General features: G+C 63.9%; 21 protein-coding genes and 1 pseudogene. 15 read left to right on the top strand and 7 right to left on the bottom strand.

Going from position 1 to position 19,155, the window contains the following annotated elements:
- Positions 1-381: 381 nt before the first annotated feature.
- Positions 382-1,860, bottom strand: coding sequence for an amino acid permease (locus tag JGU72_RS29255; RefSeq protein WP_199687819.1), 1,479 nt, complete (start codon positions 1,858-1,860; stop codon positions 382-384).
- 100 nt (positions 1,861-1,960) lie between these two features.
- Between JGU72_RS29255 and JGU72_RS29250 the strand changes: the two genes are divergently transcribed.
- Complete coding sequence (locus JGU72_RS29250; RefSeq protein WP_199687818.1) at positions 1,961-2,542, top strand: helix-turn-helix domain-containing protein; 582 nt, start codon at positions 1,961-1,963, stop codon at positions 2,540-2,542.
- On the opposite strand, the gene JGU72_RS29245 is transcribed toward JGU72_RS29250, so the two are convergent.
- Positions 2,532-2,990 (bottom strand): FCD domain-containing protein, encoded by a 459-nt coding sequence (locus JGU72_RS29245; protein ID WP_199687817.1) that lies wholly within the window; start codon positions 2,988-2,990, stop codon positions 2,532-2,534. The two genes, JGU72_RS29250 and JGU72_RS29245, sit on opposite strands and share 11 nt — an antisense overlap.
- Before the next feature lie 63 nt (positions 2,991-3,053).
- On the opposite strand from JGU72_RS29245, the pseudogene JGU72_RS31485 reads away from it, so the two are divergent.
- Positions 3,054-3,206: pseudogene (locus tag JGU72_RS31485) on the top strand (hypothetical protein); the annotation flags it as partial.
- Between the two features lie 177 nt (positions 3,207-3,383).
- On the opposite strand, the gene JGU72_RS29235 reads toward JGU72_RS31485, so the two are convergent.
- On the bottom strand, positions 3,384-3,566 hold the full coding sequence (locus JGU72_RS29235) for a hypothetical protein (protein WP_199687816.1): 183 nt from the start codon (positions 3,564-3,566) through the stop codon (positions 3,384-3,386).
- A 103-nt stretch (positions 3,567-3,669) separates the two neighbouring features.
- Positions 3,670-4,608: a serine/threonine-protein kinase gene (locus JGU72_RS29230; protein ID WP_199687815.1), complete on the bottom strand. Its 939-nt coding sequence runs from the start codon at positions 4,606-4,608 to the stop codon at positions 3,670-3,672.
- Between the two features lie 67 nt (positions 4,609-4,675).
- Here JGU72_RS29230 and JGU72_RS29225 point away from each other — a divergent pair, with 67 nt between their 5' ends.
- The 4 genes from JGU72_RS29225 to JGU72_RS29210 all read left to right on the top strand — a co-directional run bounded on the left by JGU72_RS29225 (position 4,676) and on the right by JGU72_RS29210 (position 8,638).
- Positions 4,676-5,971: a glycosyltransferase gene (locus JGU72_RS29225; RefSeq protein WP_199687814.1), complete on the top strand. Its 1,296-nt coding sequence runs from the start codon at positions 4,676-4,678 to the stop codon at positions 5,969-5,971.
- Positions 5,972-6,037: 66 nt separating this feature from the next.
- Positions 6,038-6,859, top strand: a complete 822-nt coding sequence (locus JGU72_RS29220) for an ABC transporter permease (protein WP_199687813.1) — start codon at positions 6,038-6,040, stop codon at positions 6,857-6,859.
- Between the two features lie 9 nt (positions 6,860-6,868).
- On the top strand, positions 6,869-7,612 hold the full coding sequence (locus JGU72_RS29215) for an ABC transporter ATP-binding protein (protein ID WP_199687812.1): 744 nt from the start codon (positions 6,869-6,871) through the stop codon (positions 7,610-7,612).
- A 60-nt stretch (positions 7,613-7,672) separates the two neighbouring features.
- Positions 7,673-8,638 carry an ABC transporter substrate-binding protein gene (locus JGU72_RS29210; RefSeq protein ID WP_199687811.1) on the top strand — a complete coding sequence of 322 codons (966 nt, stop codon included), beginning with the start codon at positions 7,673-7,675 and terminating at the stop codon, positions 8,636-8,638.
- A 156-nt stretch (positions 8,639-8,794) separates the two neighbouring features.
- On the opposite strand, the gene JGU72_RS29205 is transcribed toward JGU72_RS29210, so the two are convergent.
- Positions 8,795-9,442, bottom strand: coding sequence for a TetR/AcrR family transcriptional regulator (locus tag JGU72_RS29205; protein ID WP_307828655.1), 648 nt, complete (start codon positions 9,440-9,442; stop codon positions 8,795-8,797).
- Between the two features lie 104 nt (positions 9,443-9,546).
- On the opposite strand from JGU72_RS29205, the gene JGU72_RS29200 reads away from it, so the two are divergent.
- Genes JGU72_RS29200 through JGU72_RS29185 form a run of 4 tightly spaced genes read left to right on the top strand, consistent with a single transcriptional unit; the run spans position 9,547 to position 13,879 of the window.
- Positions 9,547-10,428 (top strand): metal-dependent hydrolase, encoded by an 882-nt coding sequence (locus JGU72_RS29200; RefSeq protein WP_199687810.1) that lies wholly within the window; start codon positions 9,547-9,549, stop codon positions 10,426-10,428.
- A complete protein-coding gene (locus tag JGU72_RS29195; protein WP_199687809.1) occupies positions 10,428-11,501 on the top strand; it encodes a PDR/VanB family oxidoreductase in 1,074 nt (357 codons plus the stop codon). Before JGU72_RS29200 ends, JGU72_RS29195 begins: the two co-directional genes overlap by 1 nt.
- 12 nt (positions 11,502-11,513) lie before the next feature.
- Entirely contained in the window at positions 11,514-12,974 is a 1,461-nt protein-coding gene (locus tag JGU72_RS29190; RefSeq protein ID WP_199687808.1) for a flavin-containing monooxygenase, read from the top strand.
- Positions 12,971-13,879: an SDR family oxidoreductase gene (locus JGU72_RS29185; RefSeq protein WP_199687807.1), complete on the top strand. Its 909-nt coding sequence runs from the start codon at positions 12,971-12,973 to the stop codon at positions 13,877-13,879. The genes JGU72_RS29190 and JGU72_RS29185 overlap by 4 nt, the downstream gene beginning before the upstream one ends.
- Here the strand turns inward: JGU72_RS29185 and JGU72_RS29180 are convergent.
- Entirely contained in the window at positions 13,862-14,257 is a 396-nt protein-coding gene (locus tag JGU72_RS29180; protein WP_199687806.1) for a DUF1801 domain-containing protein, read from the bottom strand. The two genes, JGU72_RS29185 and JGU72_RS29180, sit on opposite strands and share 18 nt — an antisense overlap.
- Positions 14,247-15,221, bottom strand: a complete 975-nt coding sequence (locus JGU72_RS29175; RefSeq protein ID WP_199687805.1) for a patatin-like phospholipase family protein — start codon at positions 15,219-15,221, stop codon at positions 14,247-14,249. The genes JGU72_RS29180 and JGU72_RS29175 overlap by 11 nt, the downstream gene beginning before the upstream one ends.
- A gap of 94 nt (positions 15,222-15,315) precedes the next feature.
- Here JGU72_RS29175 and JGU72_RS29170 point away from each other — a divergent pair, with 94 nt between their 5' ends.
- The 5 genes from JGU72_RS29170 (at position 15,316) to efeU (ending at position 19,140) form a co-directional block, all read left to right on the top strand.
- A complete protein-coding gene (locus tag JGU72_RS29170; protein ID WP_199687804.1) occupies positions 15,316-15,819 on the top strand; it encodes an SRPBCC family protein in 504 nt (167 codons plus the stop codon).
- Positions 15,809-16,225, top strand: a complete 417-nt coding sequence (locus tag JGU72_RS29165) for an MmcQ/YjbR family DNA-binding protein (RefSeq protein WP_199687803.1) — start codon at positions 15,809-15,811, stop codon at positions 16,223-16,225. Before JGU72_RS29170 ends, JGU72_RS29165 begins: the two co-directional genes overlap by 11 nt.
- Positions 16,226-16,255: 30 nt before the next feature.
- On the top strand, positions 16,256-17,047 hold the full coding sequence (locus tag JGU72_RS29160; RefSeq protein ID WP_199687802.1) for an SDR family oxidoreductase: 792 nt from the start codon (positions 16,256-16,258) through the stop codon (positions 17,045-17,047).
- 9 nt (positions 17,048-17,056) lie between these two features.
- Entirely contained in the window at positions 17,057-18,130 is a 1,074-nt protein-coding gene (locus JGU72_RS29155; RefSeq protein WP_199687801.1) for an NAD(P)H-dependent amine dehydrogenase family protein, read from the top strand.
- Between the two features lie 116 nt (positions 18,131-18,246).
- Complete coding sequence (efeU, locus tag JGU72_RS29150; RefSeq protein WP_374101171.1) at positions 18,247-19,140, top strand: iron uptake transporter permease EfeU; 894 nt, start codon at positions 18,247-18,249, stop codon at positions 19,138-19,140.
- The last annotated feature ends 15 nt before the right edge of the window (positions 19,141-19,155 follow it).

The following is a 19,155-nucleotide window of genomic DNA, read 5'->3' as shown; positions in this document are numbered from 1 at the left end:
GGTGTCGGCGTGTCGGTCGGCAAGTCGGGGTGCGGATCCCGAGAAGGGGTGCGGCTGACGGTGGGCTCGGGGTGTCCGCGCGGGACGCGCCGGCGCAGTTGGCCGAGCAGGTGGTTGGCCGACCATCGCCCGAGACGTCAGCACGACAACCACCTGTTCGGGGGGCGACGCGACGGGGTTTCCCGAGTCGCACTGCTTTTAGGGTCGGTGTCGGCGTGTCGGTCGGCAAGTCGGGGTGCGGATCCCGAGAAGGGGTGCGGCTGACGGTGGGCTCGGGGTGTCCGCGCGGGACGCGCCGGCGCAGTTGGCCGAGCAGGTGGTTGGCCGACTATCGCCCGAGAGGTCAGCACGACAACCACCTGCTCGCCCGACCGCCGCTGGCTACTCCTCGTCGTCGGTGGGCCTGTTCGCTACGACCGGGAAGTCGCCGGTGTAGCCGAGGCGCTCCTGAGCAACTTCGAGGACTCGGTCGCGCACCATGTACCAGCCGACGATCAGGGCGGGAATGATGATCACGAGCGTTGCGACCGTCCACGACCCGATCGGGTGGTCGAACGCCATCAGGACGACGACCCCCGCGAGGAACACCAGCGTCGCGTAGCCGGACCACGGGGCAAAGTACATCCGGAATTTGGGGCGTTCGAGGATGCCCTTCTCCGACCAGCGATACAGCTGGATCTGGCAGATGACGATTGTTGCCCACGAAGCGATGATGCCCAGCGCGGCCATGTTCAAGACGATCTCGAACGCCTCACCTGGGACCACGCCGTTGAGCGCCACACCGAACAGGCCGATGATCACCGTCAAACAGATTCCGCCGTACGGCACACCGTTTCGCGACATGCGGGCGGTGAACTTGGGTGCGCTGCCGTTCATCGCCATCGACCGCAGAATCCGGCCAGTCGAATACAGCCCCGCGTTGAGGCTCGAGAACGCCGCGGTCAACACGACAACGTTCATCATCGTGCCAGCGCCGCTGATTCCGATCTTGTCGAAGAACGTCACGAACGGGCTTTCACCGGCCTTGTATGCGGTGTAGGGCAGCAGAAGCGCCAGTAGAACCAACGAGCCGACGTAGAACACCGCAATACGCGCGATGACCGAGTTGATCGCGCGCGGCATGATCTTCTCCGGGTTCGCCGTCTCGCCTGCCGCGGTACCGACCAATTCGACTGCAGCGTAAGCAAATACGACGCCGGAAACGACAATTACCAAGGGGAATACGCCGCTCGGGAACAACCCGCCCGATTCACCGATCACGCTGAACCCTGTGCGTTCGCCGTCTATCTCGTAGCGGCCCGCCAGGAAGATCGTGCCGACGACCAGGAACGTCATGAGCGCGACGACCTTCACCAACGCCGCCCAGAATTCCAGCTCACCGAAGAGGGTCACCGAAATCAAGTTCACGCCGAATACAAGTCCGAGGGCAATCAACGCGATCAGCCACTGTGGAATGTCCTCGAATGCGGACCAGAAGTGGAAGTAGGTCGCGATCGCCGTGACGTCGACGATTGCGGTCATCGCCCAGTTCAGGAAGTACATCCACCCCGCAACGTAGGCGGCTTTCTCGCCGAGGAACTCTCGCGCGTAGGAAACGAAGGAACCCGACGACGGTCTGTGCAGCACCAGTTCGCCGAGCGCCCGGAGAATCAGGAACACGAACACACCGCAGAACGCGTACACCAGGAACAAACCCGGGCCGGCGTCTGCGAGTCGACCGCCCGCGCCGAGGAACAGGCCCGTGCCGATTGCACCGCCGATGGCGATCATTTGTAGCTGTCGGGGCTTCAACCCCTTGTGGTAACCCTCGTCTTCGGCGGTGAGTGCTGCTTTACTCGCCCCGCTCTGCGTTGCAGTCATGACGTCCGTCCTTGCGGCTATTGTCAAATGTTTGACAGCGTTACACTTTTGACGACGGTAATCCGAGTTGCCCGGCTAGGGAAGGGGGCGCGCGTAAAGAATGAATGACACGGCGTCCCAAAGCCCCCTAGCTCCAGTCAAACCACAACTGGGGCGGGCAATCCGGACAATCAGGCGGCGGCGATCGTTGACACTGACCCAGCTTGCCGAGCGCAGTGGCCTGTCCATCCCGTTCCTGAGTCAGGTCGAAAACAACCGGGCGAACCCGTCGCTGCGCTCGTTGTCCCAGATCGCAGCAGCGCTCGACTGCGCGACCAGTGACGTTGTGGCGGAAGCGGATGCCGGCCGAGTTGTGCATGTCAGCCCTGCGCCGGAATCGTTCGCGGCTGCCGACCGCTCGCTCGTCGCGCCAGGTGGCCCGATCGAAGTTACCGAGACTCGCAGGCGCGCCGGATCCGGCGTCGGCGCGCAAGTGCATGCGCACGACTGCGTCTTGTACGTCGCGGCGGGGAACGTCGAACTTTCGATCACGGCGACCGGCGAGCCGCGAATCCATCGCCTGGTCGAGGGTGACAGCGTCGTCGTCGCGGCTGGGCTGGAATTCGAATGGACTGCAGTCGAATCCGACTGCGTTGTAGTGTCCGCGCGGCAGGGTGACTGCGCGGTCGCCACTACGCGCTGAACAGGGCTGCACGGAGAGTCTCGATGTGGTCGCGCATGCTGTGCTCCGCGACGGCGGGCGACCGGCGTTCGACCGCGAAGACTACGTCGCCGATCGTGCGTTCCATCGGCCCGCGTCGTGACCACAGGGCAGTCGGGAGGTCTGCGGCGGAGGTTGCCCGGTCCCAGAGAGCGGTGGCCCTGGCATCGCTGGAATAGTCGCCGCCCGCCTCGAATATGCCTGCGCGCCATGCTTCGGCGACGCTTTCCCAGGCCGGCGCGTCCCATTCGATGCTGAGTTCGAGCCCGAGTACCTGCAGCGACCTGACCTGTTCGGTCGTCGCTCGCGCCGCCGCGTGTGCTGCTGCGGCAACTGCGATCTGCGCCCATTCGTCGAACAGATCGATCGGGTTAGTGCTTCGACCGATGCCGTCCGACTGACTGGCTGTCCGCCTGTCAGACAAATTCACGGGTTAATAGTCACCCTCGGCATAAGCTCAAGTCAATAGGCAATATTCGACGACGGTCGAGCCGTGCGCGAATGTTGGCCAGATGAACCTGTCGGACAGCTGAGCCGACAGGTTGCCGAAACCGTCCGCAAGGGTGCCGCGGAGGCTGTGCTCGCCGACCTGCGCGGCAACATCGAGTCCGTAAAGCGTCCGCTCGGAACAAAACGTCCGGCCGAAGCGGCGCTGGCGACACGCTACGGCGTCAGTCGGTCCGTGATCAGGGAGGCGCTACGGTCGAGCACCGCGCGGTCTCGCCGAAACCCACACGGGAAAAGGCACTTTCGGCGTCGCCAGCCGCCCGTGCGGCACTGTTCTCCGAGGCGACGGGTTCGCGTCGCCGCTAGCCGGATCCGACTACGACAGATCTCGGAATGTGAACGTGAAACCGAAGATCGCGACAACGGCTGCGATCCCGTAGCCGATGATCGAGAGCCATCCGAGGTGCTGATACGCCGTGACCGCAACGATCGCCATCGCGGCAAACACCATGAACATGCCGATCAAGGGTGTCTTGGCTGGATACTCTGTGCGCGCCATCTGCCCACCTCTTAACGAAGTACACCGGATGCACACCAGTGAATACCGCACAGCGTCGTTTAGCAACCGTCGTCGTTTAGCAACCGTCGCCGTTGAGCAACCGTCAGAGCATTCGGCGCAAGCGCCGCCTGATGCTGCGCGGTGGTGGGGTCGGCTGCGCATCGGGCAGGGCGTCCGTCAGCGCCTTCACTAGTTCGCCGCAACTCGCGTAGCGCGCAAGCGGATCCTTCGCGAGCGCTGTACCCACGATCGTATCGACGGCGCGCGGGATCCAGGACCTGCGCCGCGAAAGTTGCGGCGGGGGAGTGGAGCGATGCGCGTACGCGATCGCGAACTTGTTGGATCGCGGGAAAGGCGTTCGTCCGGTGAGGAATTCGACGATCGAACAGGCCAGGCCGTACTGGTCGGTCGACGGATAAAGCTGTTGTGCAGTAAGGACTTCCGGCGCCGCATACGGGATCGAGCCGAGTATTCGACGGGCGTGCGAGGGCGCAGGTTCGTCGAGCGCGCGCGCGATGCCGAAGTCGGTGAGAACGACGAGCGCGGGATCGTCTCTGCCTACCAACATGTTCGACGGCTTGACGTCGCCATGCAGCACGTTCTCTCCGTGTGCATAGTCCAGACCTGCCGCTATTCGCCGCAGCACGTCCAGCAGTCGGGCCAGATCGGGTATCTCGTGTTGTCCCGGAACGAGTGTGGAAGCGGCGCTTCCGTTCACGTACTGCATCGTCATCCACAAGCGGCCTTCCTCGGAGCCGTGGGAAAACATCGCTACGATGTTGGGGTGCCGCAGGTTTCGCGCGATGTCGAACTCGTGCCGGAACCGCTCCTGCGCCAATTCCGTGCGAACCGATTCGAGGCCGAGGATCTTCAACGCGACCGCGCGACCGTCCGGGTCGTCGACGAGATACACCTCGCTGCTACCGCCGCGCCCGAGTCGGCGGCGGACGACGAAGTCTGCGAATCGATCACCGGGCGCCAGCAACGCGGGAAGCGTAAGGGTCCGAGTGGCGCCGAAGACGCCGGCTTCGAACTCCGTCATCGAATCAGTATGCGCAGCGGGGCCTGCTCGTGTGAACCAACGGCGACCGACACGCGTACGGGTGTGCATGACAACTCCACTGCGCGTCCTGATCGCCAGCACGCCCATCGCCGGCCATGTGAACCCCGCGCTCCCGATCGCGCGCGCACTGATCGAGCGGGGGCACTCCGTCCGTTGGTACACCGGGCAACTGCACCGAAAAGCGGTCGAAGCCACCGGTGCCACCTTCGAACCGATCGTCGAAGCGACCGACCCGCTCGGGGCGACGCCGGATTCGCTCTTCCCCGAGCGCGTCGGACTGACCCGCCTCGCCGGTCTGAAGTTCGACCTCAAACACCTGTTCCTCGATGAAGTGCCCGGGCAACTGCGCGACCTGCAGCGCATCGCAGCCGAGTCGCCGGTCGACGTTGTTCTCGCAGACCCAGGCCTCATGGCCGCAGCGTTGCTGCACGAACTCGGGGGTCCGAAATTCGTCACCTACGGGATCTCGATCCTGCCCATACCGAGCCGCGACGTACCACCGATCGGATCGGGCAAGAAGCCGGGGTCGGTATTGGCGCGCTGGCAGAACCGGCTGCTGCTGCCACTCGTACCGCGCGTGCTGTTCGGCGACGTGCACCGGCATTACCAGCAGGTCCGTGCTCGAATCGGGTTGCCGCCGACCAGGAGTTCCGTGTTCGATCTGTGCGCGTCACCGGATCTGTACCTGCAGGGCAGCACCGCCTCGTTCGAATTCCCGCGCACCGACCTCCCAGCTCAGGTGCACTTCGTCGGCCCGCTGCTGCCGGAACTGTCGGCTGATCGCGACCTGCCGGAATGGTGGGCCGACCTCGATGAGTCCCGCCCCGTCGTGCTGGTGAATCAGGGGACGATCGCGACCGACCTCACGGACCTCATCGGCCCGGCACTCGAAGGTCTGGCAACAGAGAACGTCACGGTCATCGCGACCGGCGGCGCCGGGACGGCGGGGTTGACCATGCCCGTTCCTGCGAATGCCCGGGTGGAAGCGTTCGTTCCCTTCGGTGCGCTGCTGCCGCGTTGTGACGTCATGGTCACCAACGGCGGGTACGGCGGCGTCCAGTTCGCGCTGGCCAACGGTGTTCCGCTGGTGATCGCAGGTGCGACCGAGGACAAGCCCGATATCGCCGCTCGCATCGAATGGAGTGGGGTCGGCGTCGACCTGCACACCCACCGCCCGTCGGCCGACCAGATTCGCGATGCGGTCCGCACCGTACTTTCCGACGACCGATACCGGATGCGTGCGAAGCGGATTCAGCGAGAGGTCGAGCAACTCGACACCGTCGGAACCTGCGTCGTCCTGATCGAACAAGTCTCGAGGCACCGCGAGATGACGTCGCGCTGATTCTAAATCTCGTCCGATTGCTCCGATTCGCGCAGGATTTGGAGCAATCGACAAGATAGGAGTCCGATGTCCGTCGAGAGCACTCGCGTCTCGAAACCGTTGCCTGGGCGCGAACGTTCGACACCGCTGCTGCGCCGGCCCGGTGTCCTGCGCGCGCTTGTGCCGGTCGGCCTGTTGGTGGCGTGGCAGGCGGCGAGTCAGCTCGGGCTGGTGTCCGAACGCAAGCTGCCGGCGCCGTCAGTGGTTTTCGAAGCGGGGCTCGAGGTCTATCAATCGGGCGCGCTGGGCGACGCCCTGTGGGTTTCGGGGGAGCGTGCGCTTTTCGGATTCCTGCTGGGTGCGGCGTTGGGCATCGGGCTCGGAATTCTCGCGGGCACAAGCCGGTTCGGTGAATACACTGTCGATCCGCCGCTGCAGATGCTGCGGACGATTCCGCTGTTCGGGCTGATTCCCCTGTTCATCATCTGGTTCGGCATCGGCGAGGAACCGAAGGTCTACCTGATTGCGCTCGGTGTGCTCTTTCCGCTGTATCTCAACACCTACGCCGGTGTCCGGCACCTCGACCCCAAACTGCTCGAACTCGGGGATGCGCTGCGACTGGGGCGGATCGAGCGGCTTCGCACACTTGTCATTCCGGGCGCGCTACCTCAGATTCTCGTCGGGGTGCGCCAAAGCCTCGGTATCGCATGGCTTTCACTCGTTGTCGCCGAGCAGATCAACGCCAGCGCCGGCCTCGGGTTCATCGTCAACAACGCTCGCGAGTTCTTGCGGACAGACATCGTGATCTTCGGCCTACTGCTGTACAGCCTGCTCGGGCTGATCACCGATTCCATCGTGCGCTTCTTCGAGGCGCGGGCACTGCGTTGGCAACCGACTCCGTCGCGCTGAAGGAGAACCATGACATCCACACTGCACAAGCCCGCCGCTGCGGCGCGAATATCCGCGCTGGGGAAGAGTTTCGGCGACAGAGTCGTGCTCGACGGGATCGACCTCGATATCAACCGGGGCGAGGTGGTCGCCCTTGTGGGGCGTAGCGGCTCGGGCAAGTCGACGCTGCTTCGGATTCTGGCCGGTCTGTCGAAAGCGGACAGCGGGCGTGTATCGGTCGACGGGCATCCGACCCTCGCCTTCCAAGAACCGCGTCTGGTGCCGTGGTTGTCGGTGGTTCGCAATGTCGCGCTCGGCAGTCCGAGTCGACGTAATCGCGCGGCAACGGAGGCGAAAGCGCGGGCCGTGCTCGCGGAGGTCGGGCTCGAAGGCCGGGCCGACGGTTGGCCGCTGACGCTGTCCGGCGGTGAAGCCCAGCGGGCCGCACTTGCCCGTGCGCTGGTCGCCGAACCGACGTTGTTGCTGCTCGACGAGCCGTTCGGGGCGCTCGACGCGCTGACCCGGCTCGCAATGCACGACCTGCTTCTCGGGCTGTTCGCGGAACGTGGATTCGGCGTTCTGCTCGTCACGCACGACGTTGCCGAGGCGGTGACTCTTGCCGATCGCGTCGTCGTACTCGACGGGGGCCGCATCGTCGAAGACGTCGTCATCGATCTGCCTCGCCCCCGCGCGCATTCGTCGCCAGATGGCGCCGTATATGCGGCGAGACTGCTGCACCTGCTCGGCGTATCCGAGCCGGCCACTCAGAAGTAGAACCCCAGAGATGAACCGAGAGAAAGCTAAAACGTGAGAATCCGCTCGTCACGATCGAGGTTGAGCCTCGCAGTCCTTGCCGTCGCAACGCTTGTTCTCACCGCGTGCGGCACGGACGATTCGCCGTCGGCCAAGTCCGACGGACCCGTGGATCTGTCGACCGTCACCCTGAAAGTCGGTGACCAGAAGGCGATTTCGATCGAGGTTCTGTTGCGGGCGTCGGGTCAGCTCGACAACCTGCCGTACAAGCTCGAGTTCTCCACCTTCACGGCGGGTCCGCCGCTGGTGGAGGCGGCCAGCGCGGGCGGGATCGACTTGGCTCAAACCGGCAATACGCCAGTGATCTTCGGTGCCGCAGCCAATGCAGATATCAAGATCATCGGAGCGCTGGAAGCGACAGGCAAGGGCGATGCGCTGCTGGTCGGCAAGGATTCGCCCATCCGGTCGGTCGCGGACCTGAAGGGCAAGAAGGTCGCGGTCACGAAGGGTAGCTCGGCAAACGCGAATCTCCTTCTCCAACTGGACAAGGCGGGGCTCTCGCTGAGCGACGTCGAACCGGTTTACCTCGCACCGGCCGACGGGTACGCCTCGTTCCGCGACGGCGCGGTGGATGCTTGGGCCGTGTGGGATCCATACACCGCGATCGCCGAACAGGAGGTCGGCGCCAAGTCGATCGCCTCCGCGGACCAGGCCGCGAACGGCTACAACTTCTGGGTTGCGTCCGCGGGGTCCGTCGAGGATCCGGGCAAGGCCGCCGCGATCAAGGACTTCTTCACCAGGTACGCGGCTGCAACCAAGTGGTCTTCGGACAACCTCGAGTTGTGGTCGGCGAAGTACGCGGAACTGACCGCGATCAGCCTCGACGCCTCACGCGTCACCTGGACCCGGTCGATCAAGCAGCCGACCGTCCTCAACGACCAGATCATCGAGTCCGAGCAGGAGATCGCCGACGCCTTCACCGAAGCCAACGCGATCCCGGGCAAGGTGGACTTCGCGGCGTTCGTCGACAAGCAGTTTGCGGACTGACGTGATGTAGTGCCCGACCAGGACTACCGGCGTGTCGTATGACGGCACGCCGGTTTTCTGTTGCGCCGCACCACTTTTCTGTATCTGCACCGATTTTGGGGCCATAAAGTCGGTGCGACTCCCGAGTCGGGGTGTGACTCAACGGAAAACAGGGCGTTACTGCCCGGCCGACCGCACCACCGCGATCTGCTCGATGACCTGCGCCAGGTGCTCGTCGAAGCGCACACGTTCGAGAGTCAATGTCCCGTCGAGGAACGGGCGGTACTGAAATGCCATGGCGCCGAAGATTGCCAGCGAGTTCAGGTCCAGATCGACATCGTCCGGGTGCGTGGTAGCGAAGCCGTCGGCGGCGATCGTGGCCGCGATCGGACCGGTGAACTCCGTGATCAGGGCAATGCCGCGGTCTGCGAGGGTCGGCGTCGCGAGCGATTCGACGAACATGATCCGGCCTCGGCGCCCGTCCTCGATCAAGTGGTCGCTGAACGCGGCGACGACGTGCCGGACCAGTTCCGGTCGTGTTTCTGGCGCTGTCGCGACCGCCGCCAGAATATGGTCACGAGCCTCGAGTACCACCGTCTCCAGCGCTGTGAGCAGTAGTTCGTCGAGGTTCGAGAAGCTCTCGTAGAAGTATCGCTCGGTGAGTCCGGCCTCGCGGCATACTCCGCGCATCGAAATTTCGGCGACGCCGACAGTGCCCATGAGGTCTGTGCATGCCTCGATCAACTGGGCTCGGCGTGCCGCGGCGCGATCTTCTGGCTCGACGCCTTTCCATTTGCGCTTGGTCGTTTCCGATGATGCCGTCACGTGCACGACCTTACCCGCACAGATGTTGACATCGCATGATGTTGACCGCACGCGATGTCAACATGTAGTCTCGGGTCACGGCACGTTTCAACGAGGAGGCAACCGTGGCTGAAGTAAAGGCCAAATACGACGATCAGGCGCACGCGATCAACGCGCGCAACGTCACTTTCGATTTCGATTCCGTTCCCATGCATTACATTCCGGGCGAACCTTTCGCCACGCACATCATCAACGTGATGCATTTGGTGTTGCCCGAAGGTGAGCGCGCGATGGCAGACTGCCTCGCCGAAGCACTGCCGCTCATCGACGACGAGCGGCTTCGCGAAGAGGTTGCCGGTTTCGTCGGCCAAGAAGCGATGCACGCGAGTTCGCACGAGTTGGCTCGAAACCACCTCGAGAAACTCGGTCTCGACGTCGGTCCGATGGTGGACGCGATGGCCTGGCTGGTCGACCGCATCCTTGGCGATCACGGCCTGAGCGGCCGCGCGAAGCACGAATGGCTGTGCGAGCGGCTCGCCCTCTTCGCGGCGATGGAGCACTACACCGCCGTTATCGGCGAATGGCTACTCACGCAGGACCAGCTCGAGAAGAAGGGCATGCATCCAGCGATGCTGGACCTGATTCGGTGGCACGGTGCGGAGGAGGTCGAGCACCGCAGTGTTGTCTTCGACGCGTACATGCACGTCGACGGCAGTTACGCGCGTAAAGCTCGCGGAGCGCTGATCACCAGCCCCGCGCTGTTGGCGCTGTTCATCGTTTCCGCCGACTATCTGTTCCGCAAGGATCCGACGGCGGCCAAGGGCCGATTCTGGCCCTGGCAGTTCGCGCGGGCCACCTGGCAGGGCACGATCCCCAGCTTCACGACGTTCTTCACCGAGATCCCGCGCTACTTGCGCCCGGGGTTTCATCCGTCGCAGCTCGGACCCATGGACAACGCCATCCGCTACCTTGCGCAGTCGCCGGCGGCTCGCGCAGGTGAGAGCTGATGGTGACCGCCGCAACAGAGCGTGAGTTCACGCCGTCCGCGGGTCTGCACGTCATCGGATCCGTATTCGACGCCTACAAGCGGCTGTTCATTTCCGGTAGAACTGCGCCCTTGCTCTCACGTTCGAATCCTGTGCGGCGCAGTGGCTTCGACATGAAGCTGACCATCGACCTCGTGCAGGTCGAGGCCGACGACGTCGTCAGCCTCACGCTGAAAGACCCGAACGGCGCACCGCTGCCGAGTTGGCTGCCCGGGGCGCACCTCGATGTCTTTCTGCCATCGGGGAAGCAACGCCAATACTCACTCTGCGGCGACCCGGCCGACCGCAGCTCGTACCGAATCGCTGTCAGGCACATACGCGACGGCGGTGGCGGCTCACGCGAGGTGCACGAGAAATTGCGCGCAGGCAACACGATTCACGTCCGCGGACCCCGCAACGCATTCCAGCTGATCGATGCACCGTCGTACCTTTTCGTCGCGGGCGGGATCGGCATCACGCCGATTTTCCCGATGGTGCACGCGGCGGAGCGCGGTGGAAAGCCCTGGCGTCTGGTGTATCTCGGACGTAGCTTGGCGACCATGCCGTTTCGTGACGAACTCGCAACGCGCGGGGGAGGTGTGCTGGACATACGGCCCGACGACCGATTCGGAATGCCGAATATCGCGTCGATCGTCTCGGCGGCCAAGCCGGGCACTGCGGTATACATCTGCGGGCCGCCACCATTGATGGAACCGGCGCGCGCGTTGTTGACGGCTGAAAACCCCACCGCGTCACTGCACACCGAGCGATTCTCGGCATTGCCCGTCAAGGACGGAAAGCCGTTCGATGTGACGCTGCAACGCACCGGGATCACGATCCCGGTGGCGTCCGACGAATCCGCGCTGTCGGCCATCCGGCGTGCACTGCCGGGCGTGAAGTATTCGTGCCAGCAAGGCTTTTGCGGCACCTGCAAAGTCCGCGTGCTGTCGGGCGAGGTCGAACATCGCGACCAGTCGCTGCGCGCCGCCGACCGGGAAACTTCGATGCTGATCTGTGTGTCCAGATCTGTCGGACCGCTTGTCCTAGATCTCTGAGAGAGAAACACCATGACCGAACATTTCCGTGTTGTCGTCGTCGGTGCAGGTTTTGCCGGCATTGCGATGGCAGTCAAGTTGCAAGACGCAGGCTTCGACGATTTCGTTGTCCTCGAACGTGCCGATGACCTCGGCGGAACGTGGCGCGCGAACACCTATCCGGGCTGCGCATGCGACGTACCGTCACCCCTGTACTGCTACTCGTTTGCGCCGAACCCCGACTGGACCCGCACCTATGGCACCCAGCCCGAGATCTTGGCCTACCTCCAATCAGTCGCCGCGAAATTCGATGTTGTGCAACGCTTTCGATACAACACCGACTTGCGTGAAGCTAGCTGGGACGAGACCGAGAGCGTGTGGCGAATCTCGACATCGCAAGGCGCGTACACCGCCGACGTACTCGTCTCTGCAATCGGTCCGTTCTCCGAGGGCCAGATTCCCAAGCTTGCCGGGATCGAGAACTTCGCTGGAGCTCAGTTCCATTCGCTGCATTGGGATCACGAGCACGACCTGACGGGGGAACGCGTCGCGGTGATCGGAACCGGCGCATCGGCGGTGCAGTTCATTCCGGAGATCCAGCCGAAGGTCGGGCAGCTCACGGTGTTTCAGCGCTCGGCGCCCTGGATCGTGCCGCGTATGGACCGCGGGACGCTCGCCGTCGAACGGGCGTTGCTCAAACGGATTCCGCTGGTGGGCAAGGCAATCAGAGGGGCCTACTACACCGGGATCGAAGGCTTCGGCCTAGTGGGATTCGTCGACAAGCGTTTCCGCCACCCGTTCGAACTGATGGGCCGCTTGCAACTGCTGCGTCAGGTTCGCGACCCCGAACTCCGCCGAAAGCTGACACCCGGCTACGTGATCGGGTGCAAGCGCGCAATCTTCTCCGACGCCTACTTCCCGGCGTTGGCGCAACCGAACGTCGAGGTCGTGACCGCTGGAATCGCAGAGATTCGCGAGCGATCGATCGTCACGAACGACGGCACGGAGCATCCGGTCGACACGATCATCTGGGGCACCGGTTTCGGCATGCCGCCGCAGATATTCGACCGCGTCTTCGGGGCCGACGGCGAATCGATCGGCGAGAAGTACCGCGTCCGACCGCAGAGCTATCTCGGCGCGGCGAACGCCGGATTCCCGAACTTCTTCAGCACGCTCGGTCCGTTCGGTGCAGCGGGTAATCAGTCCGCCATCTTCATGATCGAAGCGCAGGTCGGCTATATCGTGGGTGCGCTGAAAACCATGCGGGACAGGAACATACGGCGAGTCGACGTACGCGCCGACGTCCAGGAGGCGTTTCTTGCCGATGTCGCCGAGCGCAGCAGGGATTCGACGTGGGTCACCGGCGGCTGCCGCAGCTACTACCAAACACCGGACGGCAAACACAACGCCGGGCTGTACCCGAACTGGAGTTTCGAGTACAAACGACGGACCGCAGAGTTCGACTCCGAATCCTATGAAATGAGCACGCGATGAACCTGACATCGCTCGCCCGCGTTTTCGCGGCGGTACCCAAAGCCCTGAGGTCCAACGCGAGCTTGGATGTCGACGGCAAGGTCGTGCTCATCACCGGTGGTGGGCAGGGGATAGGTCTTGCACTCGGCGAGATTCTGCAGTCTCGCGGTGCCATCGTGGTGCTGGTCGACATCGACGAAGACACGGTGACCGCCGCTGCCGACGCACTTGGTGAGCGGGTGTACGCCGTGCAGGCGAACGTTACCGATCGGGAGGCGATGCGCGACGCAGTTGCATACGTGCGCAACAAGTTCGGGCACCTCGACGTCGTTGTCGCCAACGCCGGCGTCACTCCGGAACCGGCGACCGTACGGACCATGGACCCTGCAGACTTCGACCGGGTGATCGGAGTCAATCTGACCGGTGTCTTCAACACCGTCCACCCAGCGCTCGACGACGTCGTCGCGGCGAAGGGGCACGTCGTCGTCGTGTCGTCGTGTGCCGCTTTCGCTCCCGGAATGGGTGGGTCGCCGTACATGGTGAGCAAAGCCGGCGTGGAACAGCTCGGTCGCGCCCTGCGCGTGGAACTCGCCGCCCACGGTGCGAGTGCCGGCGTTGCCTACTTCGGCATCGTCGAAACGAAGATGACGCACGACATGCTCGACGAGGACGACATGGGTAGAGAAGTCGGCGAGATGCTGCCCTGGCCGCTGAGCAAGCGCATCACCGCGAACGAGGCTGCGTCGACTATCGCCGACGGTATCGCGAACCGGTCGGCGCGCACGATTGCACCGAGCGTCTGGGAACCATACTCGTTGCTGCGCGGCGCGATCAACATCGTCCTGGACCGGCAGCTGGCGGACGACGAGAAGGTCAGGACGCTCGTCCACCGGGTGGAAGCGCGCAGATCACAGGTCGCGCTTTAACTTTCGCCAGCCGCCCGCTCGGTTGTTCGCGATGATCTGCCGCAACATCGCGGTCAGCGCCGGCGCGTTTATCGGCTCGTCCCTACGGAAGGCGACCGTGCGAGCTGTCTTGTTGTCGTGGCCCGCCGTGATGATGTGTTCGGGATCGGGCACGATGCCGCCGTCGTACAGAAAGACGTTCACGTGGTCCTTCGCGGCCAGCAGTGCGCAGATATTGCCCTGTAGAACGAAATAGGGCTGGACAGTTCGCTTGATCGTCTCCACGACCTCGGGGTCCGCTGCGTGGACGAGTTCGCGAACCTCACGGCAGATGTCTCGCTGCCAGTCGGGAAGTGCGTCGATGTAGGTGTCGACTCGTGGGTCGATCTCATACGGCATCGTCGGCATCCACCTTTTCCACGCCGGTGAGCCCGGCTCTATCGAGGGCTTTTGCGGCAGACTCCCGGCCGACCTCGATCATCTCTTCGGCACGGTGGAAATCCAGCACTCGGCAGGCGGTGCGAGGAACTTCGATGAGCACATCGGGTGGGTGGCCGGCGCGTTGGAAGCGCGCCAGCGCGGACTGCATCACTTCCAGCGACCGGTTCATCACCTCGAACCTACCGAGTTTGGGTAGCACCTCTTCGGTATCGGCGGGTTCGTCGGCGCGCGTACCGAATCGCGTAATGACGGAGCTCATAGGTCCGGTCCACTGGTCGGCGCCGCGGCGCAACCGCTCGACGAAGTCTTCGATCGCTCCGGGTTCGGACACGGTCTCCTTCATCGGCGCCCAATCGTCGAGATCGACGACGTCGCTGCTGAGGCTCACGCCGATGGTGAGGTCGGCGTCGAAGCCGGTCGTCGCAACGATCGGCAGCGGGTCGAGAATGCCGCCATCGGCAATGACGCGGCCCGTCGTCACCGTGGGCGCGATCACGCCCGGAATCGCGATCGACGCGCGAATGGCGGCGTCGACGGGACCCCGGAGGTACCAGACGGACCTGCCTGCGGCGAGATCGGTCGCGACCGCGATGAACGGGATCGGCAGATCCTCGATCTCGATATCGCCCAACATGTCGCGGATGCGGTCGAGGATCTTCTCGGCCCGGATCGTCCCCAGTTCTGCTATCGAGGGGTCCAGGAGGCGAATGACGTCGAGCTGGCTGAGCGTCCGTGCCCAATCCGCGAATTCGTCGAGCTTGCCGGCTGCGAACAACCCGCCCACCAGCGCACCCATCGAAGAGCCGGCGACACCCGCAATCTCGTAGCCCCTGCTTTGCAGCTCGTCGATCGCACCGATGTGGGCGTAGCCACGCGCGCCGCCACTACCCAGCGCGAGCGCTACTCGTGTTCGTTCACTCATCGCGCAATGTTATGCGGGCCTAGGATTGCGCGATCGCACCGCGCCCCCGGAGGTCGTGGCCGTTTCAACCAGCGAAGTGGGTAACGTGACCGATATGTCCCGGACAATGAGAGTCTCCGACAGCATCGACATCGCCGTTTCGCCTGACGTCGTATACAAGGCGGTCAGCGATGTGACGCAGATGCCGCGGTGGAGTCCGGAGAACATCGGTGCCGAGGTTCCCGAGCCCGGCGGTCACGAGCCGTTCGTCGGTATGAAGTTCATCGGTTCGAACAAGCGCGGACTCATGCGCTGGAACACTCGCTGTGTGGTACTGGCGGCCGAACCGGGCAAGGAATTCGTCTTCAGTGCGCGCGAATGGGGTTACGGAAAACGGCTGGCGCGGGTGAATATCGCACGCTGGGAGTACCGGTTCGAGCCGATCGAGAACGGTACGCGCGTGCATGAAACGTGGGTCGACGAACGGCAGATGCCGGATCTGGTCGCGGCGGCGTTCGACCGCGCGGCAACGGGCACCTCGAGCTTCGCGAAGTTTCAGAAGGGCAATATTCGCCGGACGCTTCGCAAACTCAAATCGGAGCTGGAAAGTGGCGGCTGACGCGGAAGAGGTTCCGGTCGAGGTCGTTTCCCGCCTTCGCCGCCTGTGCCTCGGATTGCCGGAGGCCTACGAAGAGAACGCCTGGGTCGGCACCCGATGGCGCGTGCGCAAGCACACGTTCGCTCACGTCTTGATGGTCGACGGTGACTGGCCGCCCGCATACGCGCGTGCCGCGTCGGCCGAAGAACCGATTCTCGTGCTGACCTTCCGTGCGAGCGGTCCAGAACTGGAAGCGCTGAGTGCTGCCGGCCATCCCTACTTCCGGCCACAATGGGGGCCGAACGTCGTCGGAATGGTGCTGGACGAGGACGTCGACTGGGACGAAGTCGGCGAACTGCTGACGGAGAGCTACTGCGTCCTTGCTCCGAAGATGCTCGTCGAACGTGTCAAGCGGCCGACGTTCTGAATTCAGGCCCGAACCCCCAAGGAGTCAACGATGATTCTCGATCGGTTCCGTCTCGACGATCAAGTCGCTGTGGTGACGGGCGCGGGGCGCGGCCTCGGTGCGGCGATAGCGATCGCATTCGCGGAGGCGGGCGCGGACGTCGTCATCGCGGCGCGGACGCAGAGCCAGCTCGATGAGGTCGCCGATCAGGTTCGTGCGACCGGGCGCCGTGCCGATGTTGTCGCGGCTGATCTCAGTGACGCCGAGGCAACGGCGGCACTGGCTCGAGCAGCCGTCGACCAGTTCGGCAGGCTCGACATCGTCGTCAACAACGTCGGCGGTGCGTTGCCACGACCGCTGCTGGATACCTCTCCGAACGCGCTGTCGCGTGCCTTCGCGTTCAACGTGTCGAATGCGCACGCGCTCGTCGTTGCAGCCGTTCCTTTGCTGCTCGAGACGGCGGGCGGCGGTTCCATCATCAACGTCACGTCGACCATGGGCCGACTGCCCGGCCGCGCGTTCGCTGCGTACGGGACGGCAAAGGCCGCGCTCGCGCACTACACGCGACTGGCGGCGATGGACCTGTGCCCGAAGATCCGCGTCAATGCGATTGCGCCGGGTTCCATCGTGACCTCGGCGCTGGAAGCGGTTGCCGCCAATCCCGAGATTCGCGGTCAGCTCGAACGGGCAACGCCGCTGCGGCGACTCGGCACGACCGACGACATCGCCGCGACGGCGTTGTTCCTCGCGTCGCCGGCGGGAAGTTACCTGACCGGCAAGGTGATCGAGGTCGACGGCGGGTTGATCTCGCCCAATCTGGATATCCCTATTCCCGATATGTAGGAGCAATTCATGGCTTATCGCGTCGTGCAATGGAGCACGGGCAACGTCGGAAAACATGCCCTCGCCGGGATTCTCGCGAATCCTGCTCTCGAGTTGGTCGGGCTCTGGGTGTCCGGTCCGGGGAAGGCCGGCGCCGATGCGGGAGTTCTCGCCGGTCTGGACGAGTTGACGGGCGTGATCGCCACGTCCGACGCCGATGCCTTGTTCGCATTGCGGCCCGACTGCATCGTGTACACGGCGATGACCGACAACCGGATAGTCGAAGCTCTGGAGGATTTGCGCCGAATTCTCGCCGCCGGGATCAACGTCGTCGCAAGCGCGCCGGTCTTCCTCCAGTATCCGTACGGCGTGCTGCCCGACGACATGATCAAAACCCTGGAGGACGCCGCGGTCCAAGGCGGTTCGTCGTTGTGGGTCAACGGGATCGACCCTGGCTTCGCGAACGACCTGCTGCCGCTGGCACTGACAGGTACCTGCCGGAGCATCGAACAAGTCCGCTGTATGGAGATCATCGACTACGCGACCTATGACAACCGTGCCGTCATGTTCGACATCATGGGATTCGGCAAGCCCATGGACGAAACGCCGCTACTGCTGCAGCCCGGCGTGCTGTCGCTCGCATGGGGGAGCGTGGTCAGGCAGATCGCAGCGGGCCTGGGTGTGGAGCTCGACCGTGTCACCGAAAACTACGAAAGAATCGCTGCTGCCGAGGAATTCGACATAGCGTCCGGCACGATCGCCGCGGGCACGGCTGCCGCGCTCCGATTCCAGGTCAGTGGGATCGTCGGTGATCGGGTGCTCGTCGTCCTGGAACACGTGACCAGGACGCGCGCAGATCAGGCGCCGGATTGGCCCGAGCCCGCCGAGGGGTCCGGCTCGTACCGCCTCGAAATCACCGGCGAACCCAGTTACCACGTGGACATTTCGCCGTCGAGTCCCAACGGCGACCACAATCACGCGACACTGGTCGGAACAGCGATGCGGATCGTCAACGCTGTTCCCGCGGTTGTCGAAGCGCGGTCGGGGATTCTGACCCTCGTCGATCTGCCGCTCGTCACGGGCCGCGGGATGGTCGGTAGGTAATCCGCAGGTAAAGGATCTGCACTTGACGCGTCGGCGGGTGTAGATTCCTCGAAGCCGACCAAGGATCGCCTTGCCTAGCTATGGTAAGGCGTTCCTCACTGAGGGAGAATTTACGAGTGCTCTACCACGCTGCCGATGCCGGCGTGCCGTCGATCGGCACTCAACTGTTCGGGAGTGGGCTCATCGGCGTCCGCGAAGGGCTCGAATGCGGCATCGTCGTAATGATCCTTGTTGCGTTCCTGATCAAATCGGATCGTCGTGACGCCCTGAAATGGGTGTGGCTCGGCGTGTTCAGCGCGATCGCGATGGTTGGGGCGATCTTCTTCGCGATCCACTACGGGACGTCCACGGTCACCGGTCTCACGGCGGAAATAATCGCCGGTATCGCGTCGCTCGTCGCGGTTGTGATCGTGAGCGCGATGGTGCTGTGGATGCGGGTTGCGGCCCGTTCCATCTCCGGTGAGCTGCGTGCCGGCATGCAGAAGGCGCTCTCGGTCGGCCCCCTCGCCGTGCTGTCTCTCGCATTCTTCGCGGTCGGGCGCGAAGGTGTCGAGACGGCGCTGCTGATGGTCGGCTACGCCGAAAACACAGGCGGGAGCAGTTGGCCGTTGATCGGCCTGCTCCTCGGTGTCGCACTGGCCGCCGTGCTCTCGGTGTTGTTGTACCTCGGGGCAATTCGGATCGACTTCGCGAAGTTCTTCAAGTACACGGGTGTGTTCTTGATCGTCGTCGCGGCCGGGATCCTGTCCTACGGCATACGCGCGCTGCAAACCGGTGGCGTGTTTCCGGGCCTGTCCGACAAGGCGTTCGATATCACCGCATCGTTCGACGCGTCGAGTTGGTACGGAACGGTCGCGGCGGGAATCTTCAACTTCCGGCCCGATCCGACGGTCGCACAAGTGGTCGCCTGGGTGCTCTACGTCGTCGTCGTTCTCGCACTGTTCTTTCGTCCCACCAAGCCGAAGCCCGTCGCTGCGCCGGTTTCGCAACCAGCGCTCGAATCCTCATAGCCATCCGTCACTCGA

Origin of the sequence: Antrihabitans auranticaus, from assembly GCF_016481275.1 — a bacterium.
Taxonomy (GTDB): Bacteria; Actinomycetota; Actinomycetes; order Mycobacteriales; family Mycobacteriaceae; genus Antrihabitans.
This window is presented reverse-complemented; position numbering and strand designations above follow the sequence as displayed.

Bases quoted from the DNA above. Each gene is read 5' to 3' on its own strand.
- JGU72_RS29255 (WP_199687819.1), bottom strand. From the start codon at position 1,860: ATGACTGCAACGCAGAGCGGGGCGAGTAAAGCAGCACTCACCGCCGAA.
- JGU72_RS29250 (WP_199687818.1), top strand. From the start codon at position 1,961: ATGAATGACACGGCGTCCCAAAGCCCCCTAGCTCCAGTCAAACCACAA.
- JGU72_RS29235 (WP_199687816.1), bottom strand. From the start codon at position 3,566: ATGGCGCGCACAGAGTATCCAGCCAAGACACCCTTGATCGGCATGTTC.
- JGU72_RS29230 (WP_199687815.1), bottom strand. From the start codon at position 4,608: ATGACGGAGTTCGAAGCCGGCGTCTTCGGCGCCACTCGGACCCTTACG.
- JGU72_RS29225 (WP_199687814.1), top strand. From the start codon at position 4,676: ATGACAACTCCACTGCGCGTCCTGATCGCCAGCACGCCCATCGCCGGC.
- JGU72_RS29220 (WP_199687813.1), top strand. From the start codon at position 6,038: ATGTCCGTCGAGAGCACTCGCGTCTCGAAACCGTTGCCTGGGCGCGAA.
- JGU72_RS29215 (WP_199687812.1), top strand. From the start codon at position 6,869: ATGACATCCACACTGCACAAGCCCGCCGCTGCGGCGCGAATATCCGCG.
- JGU72_RS29195 (WP_199687809.1), top strand. From the start codon at position 10,428: ATGGTGACCGCCGCAACAGAGCGTGAGTTCACGCCGTCCGCGGGTCTG.
- JGU72_RS29190 (WP_199687808.1), top strand. From the start codon at position 11,514: ATGACCGAACATTTCCGTGTTGTCGTCGTCGGTGCAGGTTTTGCCGGC.
- JGU72_RS29185 (WP_199687807.1), top strand. From the start codon at position 12,971: ATGAACCTGACATCGCTCGCCCGCGTTTTCGCGGCGGTACCCAAAGCC.
- JGU72_RS29180 (WP_199687806.1), bottom strand. From the start codon at position 14,257: ATGCCGTATGAGATCGACCCACGAGTCGACACCTACATCGACGCACTT.
- JGU72_RS29175 (WP_199687805.1), bottom strand. From the start codon at position 15,221: ATGAGTGAACGAACACGAGTAGCGCTCGCGCTGGGTAGTGGCGGCGCG.
- JGU72_RS29170 (WP_199687804.1), top strand. From the start codon at position 15,316: ATGTCCCGGACAATGAGAGTCTCCGACAGCATCGACATCGCCGTTTCG.
- JGU72_RS29160 (WP_199687802.1), top strand. From the start codon at position 16,256: ATGATTCTCGATCGGTTCCGTCTCGACGATCAAGTCGCTGTGGTGACG.
- JGU72_RS29155 (WP_199687801.1), top strand. From the start codon at position 17,057: ATGGCTTATCGCGTCGTGCAATGGAGCACGGGCAACGTCGGAAAACAT.